At 72.2% G+C, this 18,736-nt stretch carries 17 protein-coding genes and 1 pseudogene; 12 read left to right on the forward strand and 6 right to left on the reverse strand.

Features of this window, described 5'->3' with window-relative positions:
- Window positions 1-15 precede the first annotated feature (15 nt).
- The 6 genes from ACFYU9_RS18565 to pssA all read left to right on the forward strand — a co-directional run bounded on the left by ACFYU9_RS18565 (window position 16) and on the right by pssA (window position 6,437).
- Complete coding sequence (locus ACFYU9_RS18565) at window positions 16-2,043, forward strand: protein meaA (RefSeq protein ID WP_389207095.1); 2,028 nt, start codon at window positions 16-18, stop codon at window positions 2,041-2,043.
- On the forward strand, window positions 2,040-3,014 hold the full coding sequence (locus tag ACFYU9_RS18570; protein WP_389207097.1) for an HpcH/HpaI aldolase/citrate lyase family protein: 975 nt from the start codon (window positions 2,040-2,042) through the stop codon (window positions 3,012-3,014). The genes ACFYU9_RS18565 and ACFYU9_RS18570 overlap by 4 nt, the downstream gene beginning before the upstream one ends.
- Before the next feature lie 5 nt (window positions 3,015-3,019).
- The gene (locus ACFYU9_RS18575) at window positions 3,020-3,532 is read left to right on the forward strand and encodes a MaoC family dehydratase (RefSeq protein ID WP_389208035.1); all 513 of its coding nucleotides are present in this window, start codon (window positions 3,020-3,022) and stop codon (window positions 3,530-3,532) included.
- Window positions 3,533-3,534: 2 nt separating this feature from the next.
- Complete coding sequence (locus ACFYU9_RS18580; RefSeq protein WP_031004478.1) at window positions 3,535-4,740, forward strand: acyl-CoA dehydrogenase family protein; 1,206 nt, start codon at window positions 3,535-3,537, stop codon at window positions 4,738-4,740.
- Window positions 4,741-4,909: 169 nt separating this feature from the next.
- Window positions 4,910-5,566, forward strand: a complete 657-nt coding sequence (locus ACFYU9_RS18585; RefSeq protein ID WP_389207101.1) for a phosphatidylserine decarboxylase — start codon at window positions 4,910-4,912, stop codon at window positions 5,564-5,566.
- A complete protein-coding gene (gene pssA / locus ACFYU9_RS18590; RefSeq protein WP_389208037.1) occupies window positions 5,559-6,437 on the forward strand; it encodes a CDP-diacylglycerol--serine O-phosphatidyltransferase in 879 nt (292 codons plus the stop codon). The genes ACFYU9_RS18585 and pssA overlap by 8 nt, the downstream gene beginning before the upstream one ends.
- A 126-nt stretch (window positions 6,438-6,563) precedes the next feature.
- On the opposite strand, the gene ACFYU9_RS18595 is transcribed toward pssA, so the two are convergent.
- Window positions 6,564-7,121: a GNAT family N-acetyltransferase gene (locus tag ACFYU9_RS18595; protein WP_389345404.1), complete on the reverse strand. Its 558-nt coding sequence runs from the start codon at window positions 7,119-7,121 to the stop codon at window positions 6,564-6,566.
- A gap of 44 nt (window positions 7,122-7,165) precedes the next feature.
- Entirely contained in the window at window positions 7,166-8,317 is a 1,152-nt protein-coding gene (locus tag ACFYU9_RS18600) for a glycerate kinase (RefSeq protein WP_389345405.1), read from the reverse strand.
- 112 nt (window positions 8,318-8,429) lie between these two features.
- On the opposite strand from ACFYU9_RS18600, the gene ACFYU9_RS18605 reads away from it, so the two are divergent.
- From ACFYU9_RS18605 to ACFYU9_RS18620, 4 genes and pseudogenes are all read left to right on the forward strand, one after another.
- A complete protein-coding gene (locus ACFYU9_RS18605; protein WP_389345406.1) occupies window positions 8,430-10,136 on the forward strand; it encodes a BCCT family transporter in 1,707 nt (568 codons plus the stop codon).
- Between the two features lie 65 nt (window positions 10,137-10,201).
- Window positions 10,202-11,275 (forward strand): ADP-ribosylglycohydrolase family protein, encoded by a 1,074-nt coding sequence (locus tag ACFYU9_RS18610; protein ID WP_389207109.1) that lies wholly within the window; start codon window positions 10,202-10,204, stop codon window positions 11,273-11,275.
- Window positions 11,272-11,762, forward strand: a pseudogene (locus ACFYU9_RS18615) (NUDIX domain-containing protein). The gene ACFYU9_RS18610 and the pseudogene ACFYU9_RS18615 overlap by 4 nt, the downstream one beginning before the upstream one ends.
- Window positions 11,763-11,811: 49 nt before the next feature.
- Window positions 11,812-12,528, forward strand: coding sequence for an NAD-dependent deacetylase (locus ACFYU9_RS18620; RefSeq protein ID WP_389207113.1), 717 nt, complete (start codon window positions 11,812-11,814; stop codon window positions 12,526-12,528).
- Between the two features lie 7 nt (window positions 12,529-12,535).
- Here the strand turns inward: ACFYU9_RS18620 and ACFYU9_RS18625 are convergent, their stop codons facing one another.
- From ACFYU9_RS18625 to ACFYU9_RS18640, 4 genes are all read right to left on the reverse strand, one after another.
- Window positions 12,536-13,039, reverse strand: a complete 504-nt coding sequence (locus tag ACFYU9_RS18625) for a methylated-DNA--[protein]-cysteine S-methyltransferase (RefSeq protein ID WP_389207115.1) — start codon at window positions 13,037-13,039, stop codon at window positions 12,536-12,538.
- Between the two features lie 13 nt (window positions 13,040-13,052).
- The gene (locus tag ACFYU9_RS18630) at window positions 13,053-14,528 is read right to left on the reverse strand and encodes an AlkA N-terminal domain-containing protein (RefSeq protein ID WP_389345407.1); all 1,476 of its coding nucleotides are present in this window, start codon (window positions 14,526-14,528) and stop codon (window positions 13,053-13,055) included.
- A 176-nt stretch (window positions 14,529-14,704) separates the two neighbouring features.
- Window positions 14,705-15,238, reverse strand: coding sequence for an O-acetyl-ADP-ribose deacetylase (locus ACFYU9_RS18635; RefSeq protein ID WP_389207119.1), 534 nt, complete (start codon window positions 15,236-15,238; stop codon window positions 14,705-14,707).
- Between the two features lie 73 nt (window positions 15,239-15,311).
- Window positions 15,312-16,736, reverse strand: a complete 1,425-nt coding sequence (locus ACFYU9_RS18640; RefSeq protein WP_389345408.1) for a phytoene desaturase family protein — start codon at window positions 16,734-16,736, stop codon at window positions 15,312-15,314.
- A gap of 262 nt (window positions 16,737-16,998) precedes the next feature.
- Between ACFYU9_RS18640 and ACFYU9_RS18645 the strand changes: the two genes are divergently transcribed.
- Entirely contained in the window at window positions 16,999-17,988 is a 990-nt protein-coding gene (locus ACFYU9_RS18645) for a hypothetical protein (RefSeq protein ID WP_389207122.1), read from the forward strand.
- Window positions 17,985-18,707 carry a hypothetical protein gene (locus ACFYU9_RS18650; protein WP_389345409.1) on the forward strand — a complete coding sequence of 241 codons (723 nt, stop codon included), beginning with the start codon at window positions 17,985-17,987 and terminating at the stop codon, window positions 18,705-18,707. The genes ACFYU9_RS18645 and ACFYU9_RS18650 overlap by 4 nt, the downstream gene beginning before the upstream one ends.
- The last annotated feature ends 29 nt before the right edge of the window (window positions 18,708-18,736 follow it).

Below are 18,736 nucleotides of genomic sequence, written 5' to 3' on the forward strand. Positions count from 1 at the left end.
ACTCAGGGACCACAGATGACAGAGCGTCAGAAGGACCGGCCGTGGCTCATGCGGACCTACGCCGGTCACTCCACCGCCGAGGCGTCGAACGAGCTCTACCGGCGCAACCTGGCCAAGGGCCAGACCGGACTCTCGGTCGCGTTCGACCTGCCCACGCAGACCGGCTACGACCCCGACCACGTCCTCGCCCGCGGCGAGGTCGGCAGGGTCGGCGTGCCCGTCTCGCACCTCGGTGACATGCGGCGGCTGTTCCAGGACATCCCCCTGGAGCAGATGAACACCTCCATGACCATCAACGCCACCGCCATGTGGCTGCTGGCGCTCTACCAGGTGGTCGCCGAGGAGCAGGGTGCGGACGTCACCAAGCTCCAGGGCACCACCCAGAACGACATCGTGAAGGAGTACCTGTCGCGCGGGACGCACGTCTTCCCGCCCGGCCCGTCGCTCCGCCTCACGACCGACATGATCGCGTACACGGTCAACCACATGCCCAAGTGGAACCCGATCAACATCTGCAGCTACCACCTGCAGGAGGCCGGGGCCACGCCGGTCCAGGAGATCGCGTACGCCATGTCGACGGCCATCGCCGTCCTCGACGCCGTCCGCGACTCGGGGCAGGTCCCCGAGGAGCGGTTCGGCGAGGTCGTCGCCCGCATCTCGTTCTTCGTGAACGCCGGCGTCCGCTTCATCGAGGAGATGTGCAAGATGCGCGCCTTCGGCCGCATCTGGGACACCGTCACCCGCGAGCGGTACGGCATCGAGGACGCCAAGCAGCGCCGATTCCGCTACGGCGTGCAGGTCAACTCGCTCGGTCTGACCGAGGCCCAGCCGGAGAACAACGTCCAGCGCATCGTCCTGGAGATGCTGGCCGTCACCCTCTCCAAGGACGCCCGCGCCCGCGCCGTGCAGCTCCCGGCCTGGAACGAGGCGCTCGGCCTGCCGCGCCCCTGGGACCAGCAGTGGTCGCTGCGCATCCAGCAGGTGCTCGCCCACGAGTCCGACCTGCTGGAGTACGAGGACATCTTCGCCGGCTCGCACGTCATCGAGGCCAAGGTGGACGCCCTGGTCGCCGAGTGCATGACGGAGATCGACCGGATCCAGGAGATGGGCGGCGCGATGGCGGCCGTCGAGTCCGGCTACCTCAAGGCGCAGCTGGTCTCCTCGCACGCCGAGCGGCGGGCCCGGATCGAGTCCGGCGAGGACAAGATCATCGGCGTCAACATCTTCGAGACGACCGAGCCGAACCCGCTCACCGCCGACCTGGACACCGCGATCCAGACGGTCGACCCGGCCGTCGAGGCCCGGGTCGTCGGCGCCCTCGGCACCTGGCGGGACACCCGCTACCAGCCGCCGTTCAACCACCCGCGGCCGTGCAAGGCCCTGGAGCGGCTGAAGGAGGCCGCGAAGGGCACCGGCAACCTCATGGAGGCCACCCTGGAGTGCGCCCGCGCGGGCGTCACGACCGGCGAGTGGGCCGGCGCGCTGCGCGAGGTCTTCGGCGAGTTCCGCGCCCCGACCGGCGTGTCCTCCGCTCCGGTGGCCGTGCCGGCCGAGGCGGGCTCCCCGCTGGCCGAGGTGCGCCGCAAGGTGGAGCTCACCGCCCGGGACCTGGGCGTCGGCAAGCTGCGGTTCCTGGTCGGCAAGCCGGGCCTGGACGGGCACTCCAACGGCGCCGAGCAGATCGCCGTACGCGCCCGTGACGCCGGGTTCGAGGTGGTCTACCAGGGCATCCGGCTGACGCCCGAGCAGATCGTCGACGCGGCCCTGGAGGAGGACGTGCACGCGGTCGGCCTGTCGATCCTGTCCGGCTCGCACGCCCAGCTCGTGCCGGACGTCCTGGACCGCCTCAAGGACGCGGGCGCGGCCGACATCCCGGTCGTCGTCGGCGGGATCATCCCGAACGCGGACGCCGAGGAGCTCCGGGCGGCCGGTGTGGCCGCCGTCTTCACCCCGAAGGACTTCGGTATCACCGGGATCATCGGCCGTATCGTCGACGAGATCCGCAAAGCGAACCAGCTCGACCCCCTGGAGGTCCCCGCATGACCACGCCCGCTTCCCCCGTGAACCGGCTGCGCCCCCGCCGTTCCTGCCTGGCGGTCCCCGGCTCCAACCCGCGCTTCCTGGAGAAGGCCCAGGGCCTCGCCGCCGACCAGGTCTTCCTGGACCTGGAGGACGCCTGCGCGCCGCTGGCCAAGCCGGAGGCCCGGCACACCATCGTGAAGTTCCTCAACGAGGGCGACTGGACCGGCAAGACCCGCGTGGTCCGCGTGAACGACTGGACGACCCACTGGACGTACCGTGACGTCGTCACCGTCGTCGAGGGCGCCGGCCAGAACCTCGACTGCATCATGCTGCCGAAGGTGCAGAACGCCGAGCAGATCGTCGCGCTCGACCTGCTGCTCACCCAGATCGAGAAGACCATGGGCTTCGAGGTCGGCAAGATCGGCATCGAGGCGCAGATCGAGAACGCCCAGGGGCTCACCCAGGTCAACGCGATCGCCCAGGCGTCGCAGCGCGTCGAGACGATCATCTTCGGCCCGGCCGACTTCATGGCCTCCATCAACATGAAGTCGCTGGTCGTCGGCGAGCAGCCGCCCGGCTACCCGGCGGACGCCTACCACCACATCCTGATGAGCATCCTGATGGCCGCCCGCGCCAACAACCTGCAGGCGATCGACGGCCCGTACCTCCAGATCCGCAACCAGGAGGGCTACCGCGCGGTCGCGCAGCGCGCCGCCGCCCTCGGCTTCGACGGCAAGTGGGTGCTGCACCCGGACCAGGTCGCCGCCGCGAACGAGATCTTCTCGCCCTCGCAGGAGGACTTCGACCACGCCGAGCTGATCCTCGACGCGTACGACTACTACACGTCCGAGGCCGGCGGGAAGAAGGGCTCCGCGATGCTCGGCGACGAGATGATCGACGAGGCCTCCCGCAAGATGGCGCTGGTCATCTCCGGCAAGGGCCGGGCCGCCGGTATGCAGCGCACCACGAAGTTCGAGATTCCGGAGGCTTGATCCCGATGCAGTTCGGCCGCACCTACGAAGAGTTCGAGATCGGCGCCGTCTACAAGCACTGGCCCGGAAAGACGGTCACCGAGTACGACGACCATCTTTTCTGTCTGCTGACGATGAACCACCACCCGCTTCACATGGACGTGAATTACGCGGAGAACACGACGGACTTCAAGAAGAACGTCGTCGTCGGCAACTACATCTACTCGCTGCTGCTCGGCATGTCCGTGCCGGACGTCTCCGGAAAGGCCATCGCCAACCTGGAGATCGAGTCGCTGCGGCACGTGGCGCCGACCTTCCACGGCGACACCATCTACGGCGAGACCACGGTCCTCGACAAGACGCCGTCGAAGTCGAAGAGCGACCGCGGCATCGTCTACGTCGAGACCAAGGGCTACAAGCAGGACGGGACGCTGGTGTGCGTCTTCCGCCGCAAGGTGATGGTCCCGACCGCCGAGTACACCGACGCGCGCGGCGGCGAGCAGCCCGGCCGCCCGGAGCTGAAGGAACAGGGGAAGTAGTCATGGCGCGACTCGCCCAGACCCACGGTCTGACCGACGTCCAGCAGGAGATCCTGGCCACGGTCCGCGACTTCGTCGACAAGGAGATCATCCCGGTCGCCACGGAGCTGGAGCACCGTGACGAGTACCCGCAGCAGATCGTGGACGGGCTCAAGGAGCTCGGCGTCTTCGGTCTGATGATCCCCGAGGAGTACGGGGGCCTCGGTGAGTCGCTGCTCACCTACGCGCTGTGCGTGGAGGAGATCGCGCGCGGCTGGATGTCGGTGTCCGGCATCATCAACACGCACTTCATCGTCGCGTACATGCTGAAGCAGCACGGCACCCAGGAGCAGAAGGAGTACTTCCTTCCGCGGATGGCGGCCGGCGAGACGCGCGGCGCGTTCTCGATGTCGGAGCCGGGTCTCGGCTCGGACGTGTCGGCGATCACGTCGAAGGCGGTCAAGGACGGCGACGAGTACGTCCTGAACGGCCAGAAGATGTGGCTGACCAACGGCGGCACGTCAACGCTGGTCGCGGTCCTCGTCCGAAGTGACGAAGGCCACCCCGAGGGCACCGCCCCGCACAAGTCGATGACGACCTTCCTCGTCGAGAAGGAGCCCGGCTTCGGAGAGGTCCGCCCGGGCCTCACCATTCCCGGCAAGATCGACAAGATGGGCTACAAGGGCGTCGACACGACCGAGCTCATCATGGACGGACTGCGCATTCCGGCCAATCGGGTTCTGGGCGGGGTCACCGGCCGAGGGTTTTACCAAATGATGGACGGTGTCGAGGTCGGCCGCGTGAACGTGGCGGCCCGTGGCTGCGGCGTCGCGCAGCGTGCTTTCGAGCTGGGTGTCCAGTATGCCCAGCAGCGTCACACTTTCGGCAAGCCGATCGCCCAGCACCAGGCGATTCAGTTCAAGCTGGCCGAAATGGCTACCAAGGTCGAGGCCGCTCATGCCATGATGGTGAACGCAGCACGCAAAAAGGACTCTGGGGAACGAAACGACCTCGAAGCAGGGATGGCGAAGTACCTCGCCTCCGAGTACTGCAAGGAGGTCGTCGAGGACGCCTTCCGCATTCACGGCGGCTACGGCTTCTCCAAGGAGTACGAGATCGAGCGCCTCTACCGCGAGGCGCCGATGCTGCTGATCGGCGAAGGTACCGCCGAGATCCAGAAAATGATCATTGGTCGTCGGCTGCTCGAGGAGTACCGATTCCAGGGTTGATTGTCGCTTTTGAGTCGGTTTGGCCGCGAAGAAGATCACACCCTGTGTTCGTCTTCCGGCCGCCGACTCGGCTTCTGGCTTGCCCAGTTGCGGCTCGCAACCGATAGCATCGCCGGAAAGCCGCCGTCCCCCGTTGCCAGTGCGGCATCATCCGCTACGAAGGTCATCCATGCCCCACAGCCAAACCTCTGCACACCGCGACAGCCTCAAGGGCGTACGCATCGCACGCGGAGCATCGCCGTGGCTTCTGCCGACCGTCGCCACCGCGGCGCTGAGCCTCGCGCGCGCGGGCAAGTCCAAGCGCGCCCGTGCCGTCGCCGTGCCGGCCACCGCTCTCGCGGCCGGCATGCTGTGGTTCTTCCGCGACCCCGAGCGCGAGATCGCTCAGGGCCGGGTCATCTCGCCCGCCGACGGTGTGGTGCAGAGCATCATGCCGTGGAAGGACGGCCGCACCCGGGTCGCCATCTTCATGAGCCCGCTGAACGTCCACGTCAACCGCGCGCCCCTGGCGGGCACGGTGACGTCCGTGGAGCACGTCCCCGGTGGCTTCGTGCCGGCGTTCAACAAGGAGAGCGAGAACAACGAGCGCGTTGTCTGGCACTTCGACACCGAGCTCGGCGACATCGAGATGGTGCAGATCGCGGGCGCCGTGGCGCGGCGGATCGTGCCGTACATCCCGCAGGGGACGAAGGTCGAGCAGGGTGACCGGATCGGCCTGATCCGCTTCGGTTCGCGGGTCGACATCTACCTTCCGGAAGGTGTCGAGGTCGCCGTCGAGGTCGGTCAGGCCACGACCGCGGGGGTGACTCGCATTGACCGTGATTGATCCCGACACACGGGCGGCCGACTGGGCCGCCGACGAGGCGGCGGAGGCCGCCGACGAGGCCGAGGAGATGCCGCTGTCGCTGAGGCTGTCCATAGCGGACGCCCTCACGCTCGGTAACGCCACCTGTGGCTTCATGGCGGTGTACTTCACCACCACCGGCATCCTCATCCCGCACCTGACCGGCAGCGGCATGGAGACCGGCATGGCGCGGCACTCCGCCGCGACCGCCGTGATCCTGATGCTGGGCGCGGCGATCTTCGACCTCTTCGACGGGATCGTGGCCCGCAAGCTGCGCAGCTCGCCGATGGGCGCCGAGCTCGACAACCTCTCGGACCTGATCAGCTTCGGTCTGGCCCCGGCGTACTTCGTGCTCGTCTACGGCATGGTCGCGGACGACGCGCACCAGAAGGTCTCGGCGGTGGCCGCGATCGTGGTGCTGCTCGCGGTGGTGCTGCGGCTGGCGCGCTTCTCGTGCGTGACGATGAAGGACGGCATGTTCCAGGGCATGCCGAGCCCCTTCGGCGCGCTGACGGTCGTCTCGATCATCCTGCTCGAGCTGCCGTTCATCCCGACCCTGCTCGCGATCATCGGCACGGCGTGGCTGATGGTGAGCCGCGTGGAGTACCCGAAGCCGCGGGGTGTCCTCGCGGCCGCGATGCTCAGCTGGATCGTCGGGGCGATGGCGATGCTGGTCGCGTGGGCGTTCGACGCCCCGGGCGGGCAGTTCCTGCTCCAGGCCGGCTGCGCCCTCCAGGTGGTCCTGGGCGCCGTGATCCCCCTCTTCGCGACGGCCCGGCGAGTGAACACCTTCCGCGACAACCGCCGCGAGAGCCGCGAGGCGCGCGAGGCGCAGGCGGCACAGCTGCGATAGGCGCTGCGAGATACGAGAAGGGCCCCGGACGCGAGAAGCGTCCGGGGCCCTTTCGTGTACGGACCCCGGGTGCGCGGGGCCGAAGGGCGCCGGGACCGAAGTGTGCGGCACCTGGGTGTACGGGGCTCAGCCCAGCCGTTTGTAGTACAGGGTCGTCGCACACAGCGTGCCGGCCGGATCGGCGGCGTAGTCCGGTATGGTGCCGGCGACCGTCCAGCCGCATCCCTGGTAGAGCCGTTCGGCAGGGCTGTCGGTCTGGGTGTCCAGGACGAGCAGGCTCAGCCCGGTGGCGGCGGCATGGGCCTCTGCCGCGGCCAGCAGTCGGCGCCCCAGGCCCTGGCCCCGGGCGTCACGGTGGACGACGAGCCGGGCGATCTCCCCTCGGTGCCGCCCGTTCGCCTTGTCGTCGCGGACGAGCGTGACGGCGCCCAGGACGCGCCCGGCCGGATCGAGGGCCGCCCACACGTCCCGGGCCCCCGCCGCACCCGACCACCAGGCGGCGGCCCGCTCGCGCTCCAGGGGTGCCAGGAAGCCGACGGAGGCCCCGCTGTCGACGGCGTCCACCAGGAGCGCGGCGAGCCCGTCGGCGGCCCGCTCGCGGACTTCCTCGGGGGTGAGCCGTCGTATCCGCGTCGGGCCCGGGCGGCCCGGGCGCATGGAGGACGCTTCGTTGCGTTCGTTCATGCGGCCGAGCCTCACACGCGCCTGTTACGCCGGGAATTCCTGTGTTACGCCAGGAAGTCCCGTGCGATGTTCGCCGCCACCTGCTCCAGCAGCGGCCCCGCGTTCGGGATCGACTTCGCCGGGTCGGGCTCCAGGTCGCTGAGCGGGTAGGCGCGCCGGATGCCCGCGGCGCCCAGGCTCTCCGGGGCCAGGGCGAGCCGCCCGCAGACGGCGACGACGTCCTTGCCGGCCGCGCGGGCCGCCGCGGCGACGCCCGCCGGGGCCTTGCCGTGCAGGGTCTGCTCGTCGAGCGAGCCCTCGCCGGTGATGACGAGGGTGGCGCGCTCCAGGGCCGGGGCGAAGCCGAGGACCTCCAGCATCAGCTCGATACCGGGCCGGAAGCTCGCGCCGACCAGCAGCGCGCCGTAGCCGATGCCGCCCGCGCCGCCCGCGCCGGGCGAGGCGGCCAGCTCGGCGGCCTTGGCGCCGATGGACCGCTCCAGGACCTGCGCGTAGTGCGCGAGGGCCGCGTCGAGGGTCTCGACGTCCTGCTGCGTGGCGCCCTTCTGCGGCCCGTAGACGGCCGCGCAGCCCTTGGGGCCGGTCAGCGGGTTGTCCACGTCGCTGGCGAGGACCAGGTCGACGGAGGCGAGGCGCGGGTCGACGCCGGACAGGTCGGCGGAGGCCAGCCGGGCGAGGGCGCCGCCGCCGGGACCGACGGGCTCGCCGGCCGCGTCCAGGAAGACCGCGCCGAGCGCGGCGAGCATGCCCGCGCCGCCGTCGGTGGTGGCGCTGCCGCCCACGCCGAAGACGATCGAGGTGGCGCCGGCGTCGAGCGCCGCGCGCAGCAGCTCGCCGGAGCCGTAGGTGGTGGCGGTCAGCGGGGCGAAGACCCCGGCCGGCAGCAGCTGGAGGCCGGACGCCTCCGCCATCTCCACCACCGCCGTGGTCCCGCGCAGCGCGTACGCCGCCGTGACGGGCTCGCCGAGCGGCCCGGTCACGGTGACCTCGCGCCGCTCGAACCCGGCCGCGACGGCCGCGGCCACGGTGCCGTCGCCGCCGTCGGCGACGGGCAGGGTCTCCACGTCGAGGTCCGGGACGACCCGTCGCAGACCTGCTGTGACCCGCTCCGCGACCTGTACGGCCGTGAGCGAGCCCTTGAACTTGTCGGCCGCGACGAGCACGCGTGCGACCTCAGTTACTGCTCCGTCCGTCACCTTGCATCCCTTGCTTTCGAACAGGCAGTCGCGCCGAGGCCGACCTTATCCGTACCGGAAGACGGCGTGCCACCCTCTGATAGCGCGATATTCCGCACGATAGTGGTGCGATATGAGCACCGAATTGATCGATCAAAACCCGGGACAAACCGCCGGACAATCCCCCCGACCGGACGGAAAAGTCATCGGCGTCGGGATGGCGGCCGTCGTCGCCGTGGTGGCCTGGGCGGCGCTCGGCAAGCACTCCTTCGACACCGCCTCCTCCTCGGCCCTGCGCTGGGTCCTGGACAACTTCGCCTGGCTGTTCGTGACGGCCGCCGACGTCTTCCTGGCGCTGTGCGTGGTGATCGCGGTGAGCCGGTTCGGCCGGATCCGGCTGGGCGCCGACGACGCGGAGCCGGAGTTCACGAACCTGGCGTGGATCGCGATGATGTTCAGCGCGGGCATGGGCATCGGCCTGATGTTCTACGGGGTCGGAGAGCCGCTGCTGCACTATCTGACCCCGCCGCCGGCGAGCGGTGTCCCACCGCGGTCGGGCGCCTCGGCCCGCACCGCGCTGGAGTACTCGTTCTTCCACTGGACGCTCACGCCGTGGGCGATCTACGGCATCGCCGGCCTCGCGCTCGCCTACGCGGGCTTCCGCAAGGGCCGCGGCAACACGCTCAGCGCGGCCTTCGTCCCGCTGCTCGGCGAGCGCCGGGCCCGCTCCTGGCCGGGCAAGGCGATCGACCTGCTCGCCGTCTTCGCGACCGTCTTCGGCACCGCGACCAGCCTCGGTCTCGGCGCGCTGCAGGTGGCCGAGGGCCTGAACATCACGATGGACGTCGCGAACTCCACCGCCACCCAGCTGATCATCATCGTGTCGCTGTCGGCGGCCTTCGTGCTCTCCGCCTTCTCCGGCCTGCACAAGGGCGTGAAGTGGCTGTCCACGCTGAACATCGTGCTGGCCGGCGCGATGATGCTGTTCGTCTTCCTGCTCGGGCCGACGGTCTACATCCTCGACACGATCCCGGCCTCCCTCGGCGGCTACCTGCACCAGCTGCTGCCGATGGCGAGCCGCACCGGCGCCTTCACGGACCGGACCTGGCTGGGCGCCTGGACGATCTTCTACTGGGCGTGGTGGCTGTCCTGGGCGCCGTTCGTGGGCACCTTCATCGCCCGGATCTCGCGCGGCCGGACCGTCCGCGAGTTCCTGATCGGGGTGCTGCTGGTGCCGTCGGGGGCGACGGTGCTCTGGTTCTGCGTGATGGGCGGCACCGCGATCCGGCTCGACTCGACCGGCGCGGCGGACATGGCGGGCGCGGTGCGCAACGGGGTGGAGGCGTCGCTGTTCGCGATGCTGGACGCGCTGCCGCTGGGCACGCTCACCTCGTACCTGGCGATGCTGCTCGTGATGACGTACTTCGTGACCAGCGCCGACTCGGCGTCCCTGGTGATGGGCTCGCTGACCAGCCGGGGCGCGCTGCACCCGCCGACCTGGCTGGTGGTGACCTGGGGCGTGCTGATGGCCGCGGTGGCCGCCGTCCTGCTGGTCGCGGGCGGGCTGAAGTCCCTGCAGACGGCGACGATCCTGGTGGCGCTGCCGTTCGTGCTCGTCATGCTGGGCCTGTGCTGGGCGCTGTGGAAGGAGCTGCGCACGGACCCGGGCGCGGGCCCGGCCCGGCACCATCCGCTGCACGGGATGCGGGACGCGGTACGGGCGATGGTCGGCGAGGCGGTCGCGGAGCGGGAGCAGGAGCGCGAGCGGGAACGCCCGGCGTCCGCGGGGGCGGACACCGGGGCGGGCACGGGGACGGGGGCCCGCCGCGACGAGGGGTGAGCCGGACGGTCCCGGCGGCGGTGCGTCGGCGCGCGGCCGGGGCCCGAATTCGGTACACATCAGGCATGGGCCTGCTCAAGCACAGCGAACTCGCCGACCGGATCCTCGGCGGCTGGACCGGGCGGATCGCCGGGAACATGCTCGGCAAGCCGGTGGAGAGCGGCGAGCACTGGACGCGGGAGCGGATCGACGCCTATCTGCGGCTGACCGGCGCGCTGCCGCTCACCGACTACCTGCCCGCGCCGCCGGGCGCCGGCGCGGACGGCTTCGAGCTGCGGCCGGAGTGGCCCCAGTGCGTGCGCGGGCGGATCCACGGCAGCTGCCGGGACGACGACATCGACTACACGATCCTGGGCCTGCACCTCCTGGAGACCCGCGGTTTCTCCTTCACCACCGAGCAGGTCGGTGAGCAGTGGCTGCTGCGGCTGCCGTACCTGCAGACGTTCACGGCGGAGCGGGCGGCCTACCGCAATCTGGCCAACGGGCTGAAGCCGCCGCTGACCGCCACCTTCGACAATCCGTACCAGGAGTGGATCGGCGCGCTGATCAGGGCGGACGTGTACGGCTGGACCTCGCCGGGCGATCCGCGCCGGGCCGCGTCGCTGGCCCGCCGGGACGCGGTGCTGTCGCACACCGGCAACGGGGTGTACGGGGCGATGTGGGCGGCCGCGCTGGTGGCCGCGGCCTTCACCGCGCCCGACGCGCGCACGGCGCTCGAAGCGGCCCTGGAGCGGATCCCGGCGGGCTGCCGGCTGGCCAGGACCGTGCGGCACACGATCGCGCTGCACGAGGCGGGCGTCGAGTGGTCGGAGGCGCTCGCCGAGCTGGCGAAGGAGACGGGCGCGCTGGGCTGGATCCACACGGTCCCGAACGCGGCGGTGCTGACGGCCGGGCTGCTGTACGGGGACGGGGACTTCACGAGCACGATCGCGTTCACCGTGCGCGGCGGCCTGGACACCGACTCCAACGGGGCGACGGCCGGTTCGGTCGCGGGCGTGCTGTGCGGCGCGGCGGCGATCCCGCCGCAGTGGTCGGAGCCGCTGGCGGACCGGGTGCGCAGCGCGGTAGCCGGTTTCGACCGGGCGAGGATCAGCGAGCTGGCCGAGCGGACGGTGCGGCTGGCTACGCTGACGGGATGACGACCTCTGACTACGCCACGTACATCGCGAGCCTGCCCCGGGTCCTGGCCGGTGCCGCCGCCGTCTTCCGGGACGGGGCCGGCCGGGTCCTCGTGGTCGAGCCGAACTACCGGGAGGGCTGGGCGCTGCCGGGCGGCACGATCGAGTCGGACGGCGGCGAGACCCCGCGCCAGGCCGCCCGCCGCGAGACCGCCGAGGAGATCGGCCTGGACGTGGAGCTCGGCGCGCTGCTCGCGGTGGACTGGTCGCACGGTCCGGGGCGCCCGCCGCTGGTGGCGTACCTGTTCGACGGCGGGGTGCTGGACGACGAGCGGTTCACCGCGATCCGGCTGCAGGAGGAGGAGCTGCTGTCCTGGAAGCTGGTCGAGCCGGCGGAGCTGCCGCGCTATCTCCTGGCCGGTCTGGGCCGGCGGGTGGCGGCGGCGCTGGACGCGCTGGCGGCCGGCCGGGCCCGGTGGAGCTGGAGAACGGCCGGCCGGTGCGCTGAGCGGGTAATCCGCTCGCCGGAGGCGCGCGGGCCGACCTAGGCTCGCGGTATGACCATGGTCGCGATTCTCAGTGGTGCCGGCATCTCCACCGATTCGGGCATCCCCGACTACCGGGGGCCGAACGGGATCTGGCGGAAGGACCCGGAGGCCGAGCGGCTCGTCACCTACGGGCCGTACATGGCGGACCCGGAGATCCGCCGCCGCTCCTGGCGGATGCGCCTGGACGGTCCGGTGCTGCGGGCCCGGCCGAACGCGGCGCACGAGGCCGTCGCCGCGTACGAGAAGAGCGGGAACGCCCTGCGGGTCATCACGCAGAACGTGGACGGGCTGCACCAGCTGGCCGGCGTGCCGGAGCGGAAGGTGCTCGAACTGCACGGCTCCGCGCGGACGGTGGTGTGCACGGCGTGCCACGCCCGCTCGCCGATGGAGGAGGCCCTCGACCGGGTGCGGGCCGGCGAGCCCGACCCGGCGTGTCTGAAGTGCGGCGGGATCCTGAAGTCGGCCACGGTCATGTTCGGCCAGCGGCTCGATCCTCAGGTGCTCGGCCAGGCGATGTCGATCGCGAAGGCCACGGAGGTCTTCATCGCGGTCGGTACGAGCCTCCAGGTGCAGCCGGCGGCCTCGCTGGCCGGGATCGCGGCCGAGCACGGGGCCCGGCTGATCATCGTGAACGCCGAGCCGACGCCGTACGACCCGGTCGCGGACGAGATCGTCCGCGAGCCGATCGGCACGGCGCTGCCGGCGCTGCTCGACGGGCTCCGCTAGGCATTTCCTAGAACAGGGGCTCGGGGCCGGCCGCGCCCGATTCGAAGGCGAGCAGGCGCTTCTTGCGGGTGAGGCCGCCGCCGTAGCCGGTGAGGTCGCCGCTCGCGCCGATGACGCGGTGGCAGGGGACGATGATGCTCACCGGGTTCTTGCCGTTGGCGAGGCCGACGGCGCGGGAGGCGGCGGGGTTGCCGAGGGCGTCGGCGAGTTCGCCGTAGGTCCGGGTCTCCCCGTACGGGATGAGCCGGAGCCGTTCCCAGACGCGGAGCTGGAACGGGGTGCCGATCAGCTTCAACGGCAGCTCGAACACGGTGAGTTCGCCCGCGAAGTAGGCGTCGAGCTGGCGGACGGCCTCGACGAAGGGGCGCGGGTCGCGGGTGCCGAAGGTGTCCTCGGACGGGCGGTGGCGCTGCTCGGTCATGTGGACGCGACTGAGGACGCCGTCGACGGCGACCAGGGTCAGCGCGTCGTACGGGCTGTCGATGACCGTGTGCCGGACGGTGGGGGGCATGGCCGCAACTTCCTTACGAGGGGAGGTGGTTGATCGGGTGGGCGTCGGTGGCCCAGAGGTACTGGACGGCGTAGGCCCGCCAGGGCCGCCACCGGGCGGCGCGGGCGGTGAGCGCCGCGGGTGCGGCGGGCAGGCCGAGGCCCTGGGCGGCGCGGCGCACGCCGAGGTCGCCGGGGAGGAAGGCGTCGGGGTCGCCGAGCGCCCGCATGGCGATGACCTCGGTGGTCCAGGGGCCGAATCCGGGCAGCGCGGCGAGCCGGGCGCGGGCCTCGTCCCAGTCGCTCTCCGGACCCAGCGAGAGGCTGCCGTCGGCGAGGGCCGTGACGAGGGTGAGCAGGGTGGTGCGGCGGCTGCGCGGCAGCGCGAGGGTCTCCGGGTCGAGGCCGGCGAGCGCCTCGGAGGTCGGGAAGAGGTGGGTGAGGCCGCCCTCCGGGTCCTCGACGGGCACGCCGTGCGCGGTGACGAGCCGGGCCGCGTGGGTGCGGGCGGCGGCCGTGGACACCTGCTGGCCGAGCACCGCCCGTACGGCGAACTCGGCGGCGTCCACGGTCCGCGGCACCCGCCGGCCGGGGCCCGCGTCGACGAGCGGGGCGAGCAGCGGGTCGGCGCGCAGCTGTTCGTCGACGGCGACGGGGTCGGCGTCGAGGTCGAGCAGTCGGCGGCAGCGGTTGATGGCGAGCGTGAGGTCGCGCGGGTCGGTGAGCGAGAGCCGGCACAGGACGTGGTCGGCGCGCGGGGCGAGGGCGACGATGCCGTGACCGTGCGGGAGGCGGAGCGTCCTCCTGTAGGCGCCGTCGCGCCACTCCTCGACGCCGGGGACGGCGGTGGCGGCGAGGTGGCCGAAGAGGTTGGAGGGGTTGAGGGGCGCGCGGAACGGCAACCGCAGGGTGATCGCCCCGGAGGGGGCGGCGGGGGCGGCGGAAGTACGGGCGGCGCGGGCGCGCAGGTCGCCGGGGGTGAGGGCGAAGACCTCACGGACGGTGTCGTTGAAGGTGCGGATCGAGGCGAAACCGGCGGCGAAGGCGATCCGGGCCATGGGCAGCGGGGTGGTCTCGATGAGCAGCCGCGCGGTCTGGGCCCGCTGGGCGCGGGCGAGGGCGAGCGGTCCGGCGCCGAGTTCGGCGAGCAGCTGGCGCTCGATCTGCCGGGTCGAGTAGCCGAGCCGGGTGGCGAGCCCGGGGACGCCCTCGCGGTCGACGACCCCGTCCTGGATGAGCCGCATGGCGCGGGCGACGGCGTCGGCGCGGACGTCCCAGGCGGGCGAGCCGGGGCTGGTGTCGGGCCGGCAGCGCTTGCAGGCGCGGAAGCCGGCCCGCTGGCAGGAGGCGGCGGTCGGGTGGAACTCCATGTTCTCGGGCTTGGGCGGCACGACCGGGCAGCTGGGCCGGCAGTAGATCCGGGTGGTGCGGACGGCCGTGAAGAAGACGCCGTCGAAGCGGGCGTCCTTCGACTGGACGGCCCGGACGCAGCGCTCGGTGTCGGTGTGCATGTCTCAAGGATGAGCGGTCGGCCGGGGCCGGGCTGGCGAGAAAACGACATCAAGGTCGTCCTGGGTCGTGTCCGAGCAGCTGCTCGGCCACCAGCCCCGCCCAGCCACTCCCGGTACGCGGCGGCCGACCAGTCGCGTGGGCGCGGGCGCCGCAGGGCTTCGACGCCGGCCCACTATTAGCCGAGGGCGGTCTCGAAGGCGGCGAACGCGGCCGCGTCGTACAGCACGAAGCGGACCTCGCGCACGGAGGACGTACGCGCTGCCCTGACCGTCTCCACGGCGATCCGGGCGCCGTCGTCCATCGGCCAGCCGTAGACGCCCGTCGAGACGGCCGGGAAGGCGACCGTCTCGGCGCCCAACTCGTCGGCGACGCGCAGGGATTCGCGGTAGCAGGAGACGAGGAGCGCCGAGCGGTCCTCGTTCCGGCTGTGCACCGGGCCGACGGTGTGGACGACCCAGCGGGCGGCGAGCCGCCCGGCGGTGGTGGCGACGGCCTGTCCGGTGGGCAGCCCGCGTCCGTAGTGGCCGGCGCGGAGCTTGCGGCAGTCGTCCAGGATGGCGGGCCCGCCGCGCCGGTGGATGGCGCCGTCCACTCCCCCGCCGCCGAGGAGCGAGGAGTTGGCGGCGTTCACGATGACGTCGGTGTCCTGGTCGGTGATGTCGCCGCGGACGAGGACGACGGCGGGAGCGGTGGCGGGCTGCGGACTCATGTCTCCATCCTCGCGCGCCCGCCACGGCCGCGCACAGGCTTTACGGGCGGTCGCCCCCGCCGGCCCCCGTACGTCAGCGTGCCCCGGGTGTGCGCAGCCGCCGCCAGACGGCCTTGGCCGCGTTGTGGCCGGACATCCCGTGCACGCCCGGTCCCGGCGGGGTGGCGGAGGAGCAGAGGAAGACGGCCGGGTGCGGGGTGCCGTAGGGGAACAGGGAGAGCTTGGGGCGCAGCAGCAGCTGGAGGCCGCGGGCGGCGCCGCAGGCGATGTCGCCGCCGACGTAGTTGGCGTTGCGCTCGGCGAGTTCGGGCGGGCCGGCGGTGGCGCGGGCGAGGACCAGGTCGCGGAAGCCGGGCGCGAAGCGCTCGATCTGCCGCTCGATGGCGTCGGTGAGGTCGCCGCGCCAGCCGTTCGGGACGTGGCCGTAGGCCCAGAAGACGTGCTTGCCGTCGGGGGCGCGGCCGGGATCGACGAGGCTGGGCTGGGAGGTGATGAGGAACGGGGTGGCGGGGGCGATACCGGAGGACGCCTGGTTCAGTGCGGTGCCGATGTCGCCCATGGTGGGTCCGATCTGCACGGTGCCGGCCCGGCGGGCCTCCTCGGCGGTCCACGGCACGGGCCCGGACAGCGCGTAGTCGATCTTGAACGCGCTGGCGCCGTAGCGGTAGTGGTCGTAGTAGGCGCCGAGCCCGGCGATCCGGGCGAGCGCGGTGGGCGAGGTGTCGAAGACGTAGGCGCGGGCCGGCGGCAGGTCGTCGAGCCGCTTGACCTCGAAGTCGGTGTGCACGGCGCCGCCGAGGTCCTTCAGGTACGCGGCGAGGGCGTCGGAGATCGACTGCGAGCCGCCGCGGGGCATCGGCCAGCCCACCGCGTGCGCGGCGAGCGCGAAGACCAGGCCGACGGCGCCGGTGGCGAGGCCGTCGAGCGGGGCGATGACATGACCGACGAGCCCGGAGAACAGGGCGCGCGCCTTCTCGTCGCGGAAGCGGCGCAACAGCCAGGTGGAGGGCGGCAGTCCGGCCAGCCCGAAGCGGGCGAGGGTGACCGGGTCGCGGGGCAGCGCGGTGAGCGGCAGCTGCGTGAAGTCGCGGACGAGGCTTTCCCAGCGGGGCACGAAGGGAGTGACGAGCCGCCGGTAGGCGCCGGCGTCGCGCGGGCCGAAGGAGGCGGCGGTCTCGGCGACGGAGCGGGCGAGGACGGCCGCGGTGCCGTCGTCCCAGGGGTGGGCCATCGGCAGCTCGGGGTGCAGCCATTCGAGCCCGTAGCGGTCCAGGGGCATCGAGCCGAAGACGGGCGAGCCGATGCCGAGCGGGTGCACGGCGGAGCAGGGGTCGTGCCGGAAGCCGGGGAGCGTCAGCTCCTCGGTACGGGCGCCGCCGCCCACGGTGCCCTTCGCCTCGAAGACGGCCACGGAGAAGCCGCGGCGGGCGAGTTCGACGGCGGCGGTCAGCCCGTTGGGTCCCGCCCCCACGACCACGGCATCGAGCATCGACGTCACCTGAGGACTCCTCATGTCGGCCGGCGACCAGTACCTCCAGGATAGGCCGGGCGCCGTGTGCGCCCCCTGCCGCCCCTCCTCGCTCCCTCGGCTCCCCGCCCGCTCCCGGCCGGAGGTTCCACGCGCGTCACGCCGGGGCAGGGAGACAGCAAGGGCGGGGGCACAGGGCCCGGCGGCCTTACGGGGAGGCGGGGCGGCGTTGGCGGCTCGGGGACAGGGGCAGGGACAGGACCGGCGGCGGGGCGGGGAGCGGCAGTCCCTGGTGACGTACGCCTTCTGGCTGGCGTGCCTGGCGGCGCTGCTCGTCGGCTTCGGCATGGCCTGGTTCGACGACCAGCTGACTGCCCGCGCGGTGCTGTCCGCGATCGGGCTCAACCTGGTCGCGAGCGTCATCTTCGCCGTGCTCTTCTCGCTGCTGAGCCAGCGCATCCAGGAGCGGGCCACGGACCAGACCCTCAAAGAGGGGCTCGACCGCTTCTCCGTGAGCGTCACGGCGGAACTCTCCAAGGGGCGCGAGGAGTTCCTGCCCATGGCCGTCTATCCGGCGGTGGAGCCGACCCCGGGCGACGGCTTCGGCGACCGCTTCAACATCGACATGACGCACAGTCTGGAGCGCACCGGCTTCTACGCGTTCCGCGGCCCGAGCGCGCGCTACGTGGCCGCCCGGCTGCGCCGCGCGCGGCACTTCCCGCACCAGGTGACCGTGGCGATGCTCAGCCCGGGCGACGCCCGTTCGATCACCCGGCGGGCTGCGGACAGGCGCCGCTGGGCGACGTCCGCCGGCCAGACGGCGGAGCAGCTGGAGGAGGCGCTGCGCCTGGAGCTGATCCAGAGCGTGGTCTCGCTCTTCGACTACCGGCGCTACTGCCCGGTCAGCCTGCTCTACACCGAGGATCCGTCGGTGTACCGGTACGAGATGTTCGACGACTCCGTGTACATCTCCTGGTACCACAGCGACGCCTCCGAGGCGAAGGAGATGCCCGAGACCATCCGGTTCGGCAAGGACGCGTTCGTGTACCGGGTGTTCCAGCTGGATCTGGCCCGCCGGTTCGGCATCTCGTCGCAGACGGTGACGTTCACGGCGACGGACGACGAGGAGGTCCTGAAGCGGCATCTGGCGGGGGTGACCGGCGCTCCGGTGGACGACGCGGACCTGGCCCGGTGGCGGGCGGGGCACGAGGCGTACGTGGCGGGCTTCGTGGGCTTCCTCGACGGCCTGTACGCGCGGCACGTCGACGGAGTGCGGTCGTGACCGGCGACCCGGACCGCATCGCCGGACAGCTGGACGAGCTGCTCGCACGGCAGACGGCCGAGCCGCACGGGCCACTCGGGCCGCTCGGATCGCCCGGGTCACCCGAGCCGCACGGGCCACCCGGGTCACTCGCTTCGCTGGTCGAGGCTGTGCTGCGGGGCCTGGCGGAGGGCCGGCTCGTGGTGCCGGCGGTGCGCCATCCGCTGGGCTTCCTGTACGCGCCGCTGCGCCGCACGCCCGCGGCGGTGCTGCGCCTCCACCTGTGGCCGGCCCGGCCGCACTGGCGCACGCTGACCACCTCCCCGTACCACATGCACGCCTGGGACCTGGTCAGCTACGTGCACCGCGGCACCGTGCGGAACACGACCGTCGAGGTGGTCCCGTGCGCGCAGGACGAGCCGGACGGCTTCCGGCTCTTCGAGGTGCGGGGCGAGGGCGGCCAGGACCGGCTCGCGCCCACGGACCGGACGGTACGGATATCCCGGCGGACCGAGGAGCTCCTGCCCGCCGGGTCGGTGTACCGCCTCGGCGCCGGGATCCTGCACACCACCGCGCTGACCGGCCCGGGCGGGGCCGCCACGCTGGCCCGGGTGACACCGGTGCCGGGCACCCGGGAGCGGGTGCTCGGCCCGCACGGCCTGGGCCGGCACACGACGACCCGGGCGCCCAGCCCGCCGGACGAGGTGGCGGACACCGCGCGCTCGCTCCTCGCCCCCTGAGGGCGCACCGCCGCGGAGTACGCTTTGGG

The sequence above is a fragment of the Streptomyces sp. NPDC004327 genome, from assembly GCF_042873935.1.
Lineage (GTDB): Bacteria > Actinomycetota > Actinomycetes > Streptomycetales > Streptomycetaceae > Streptomyces.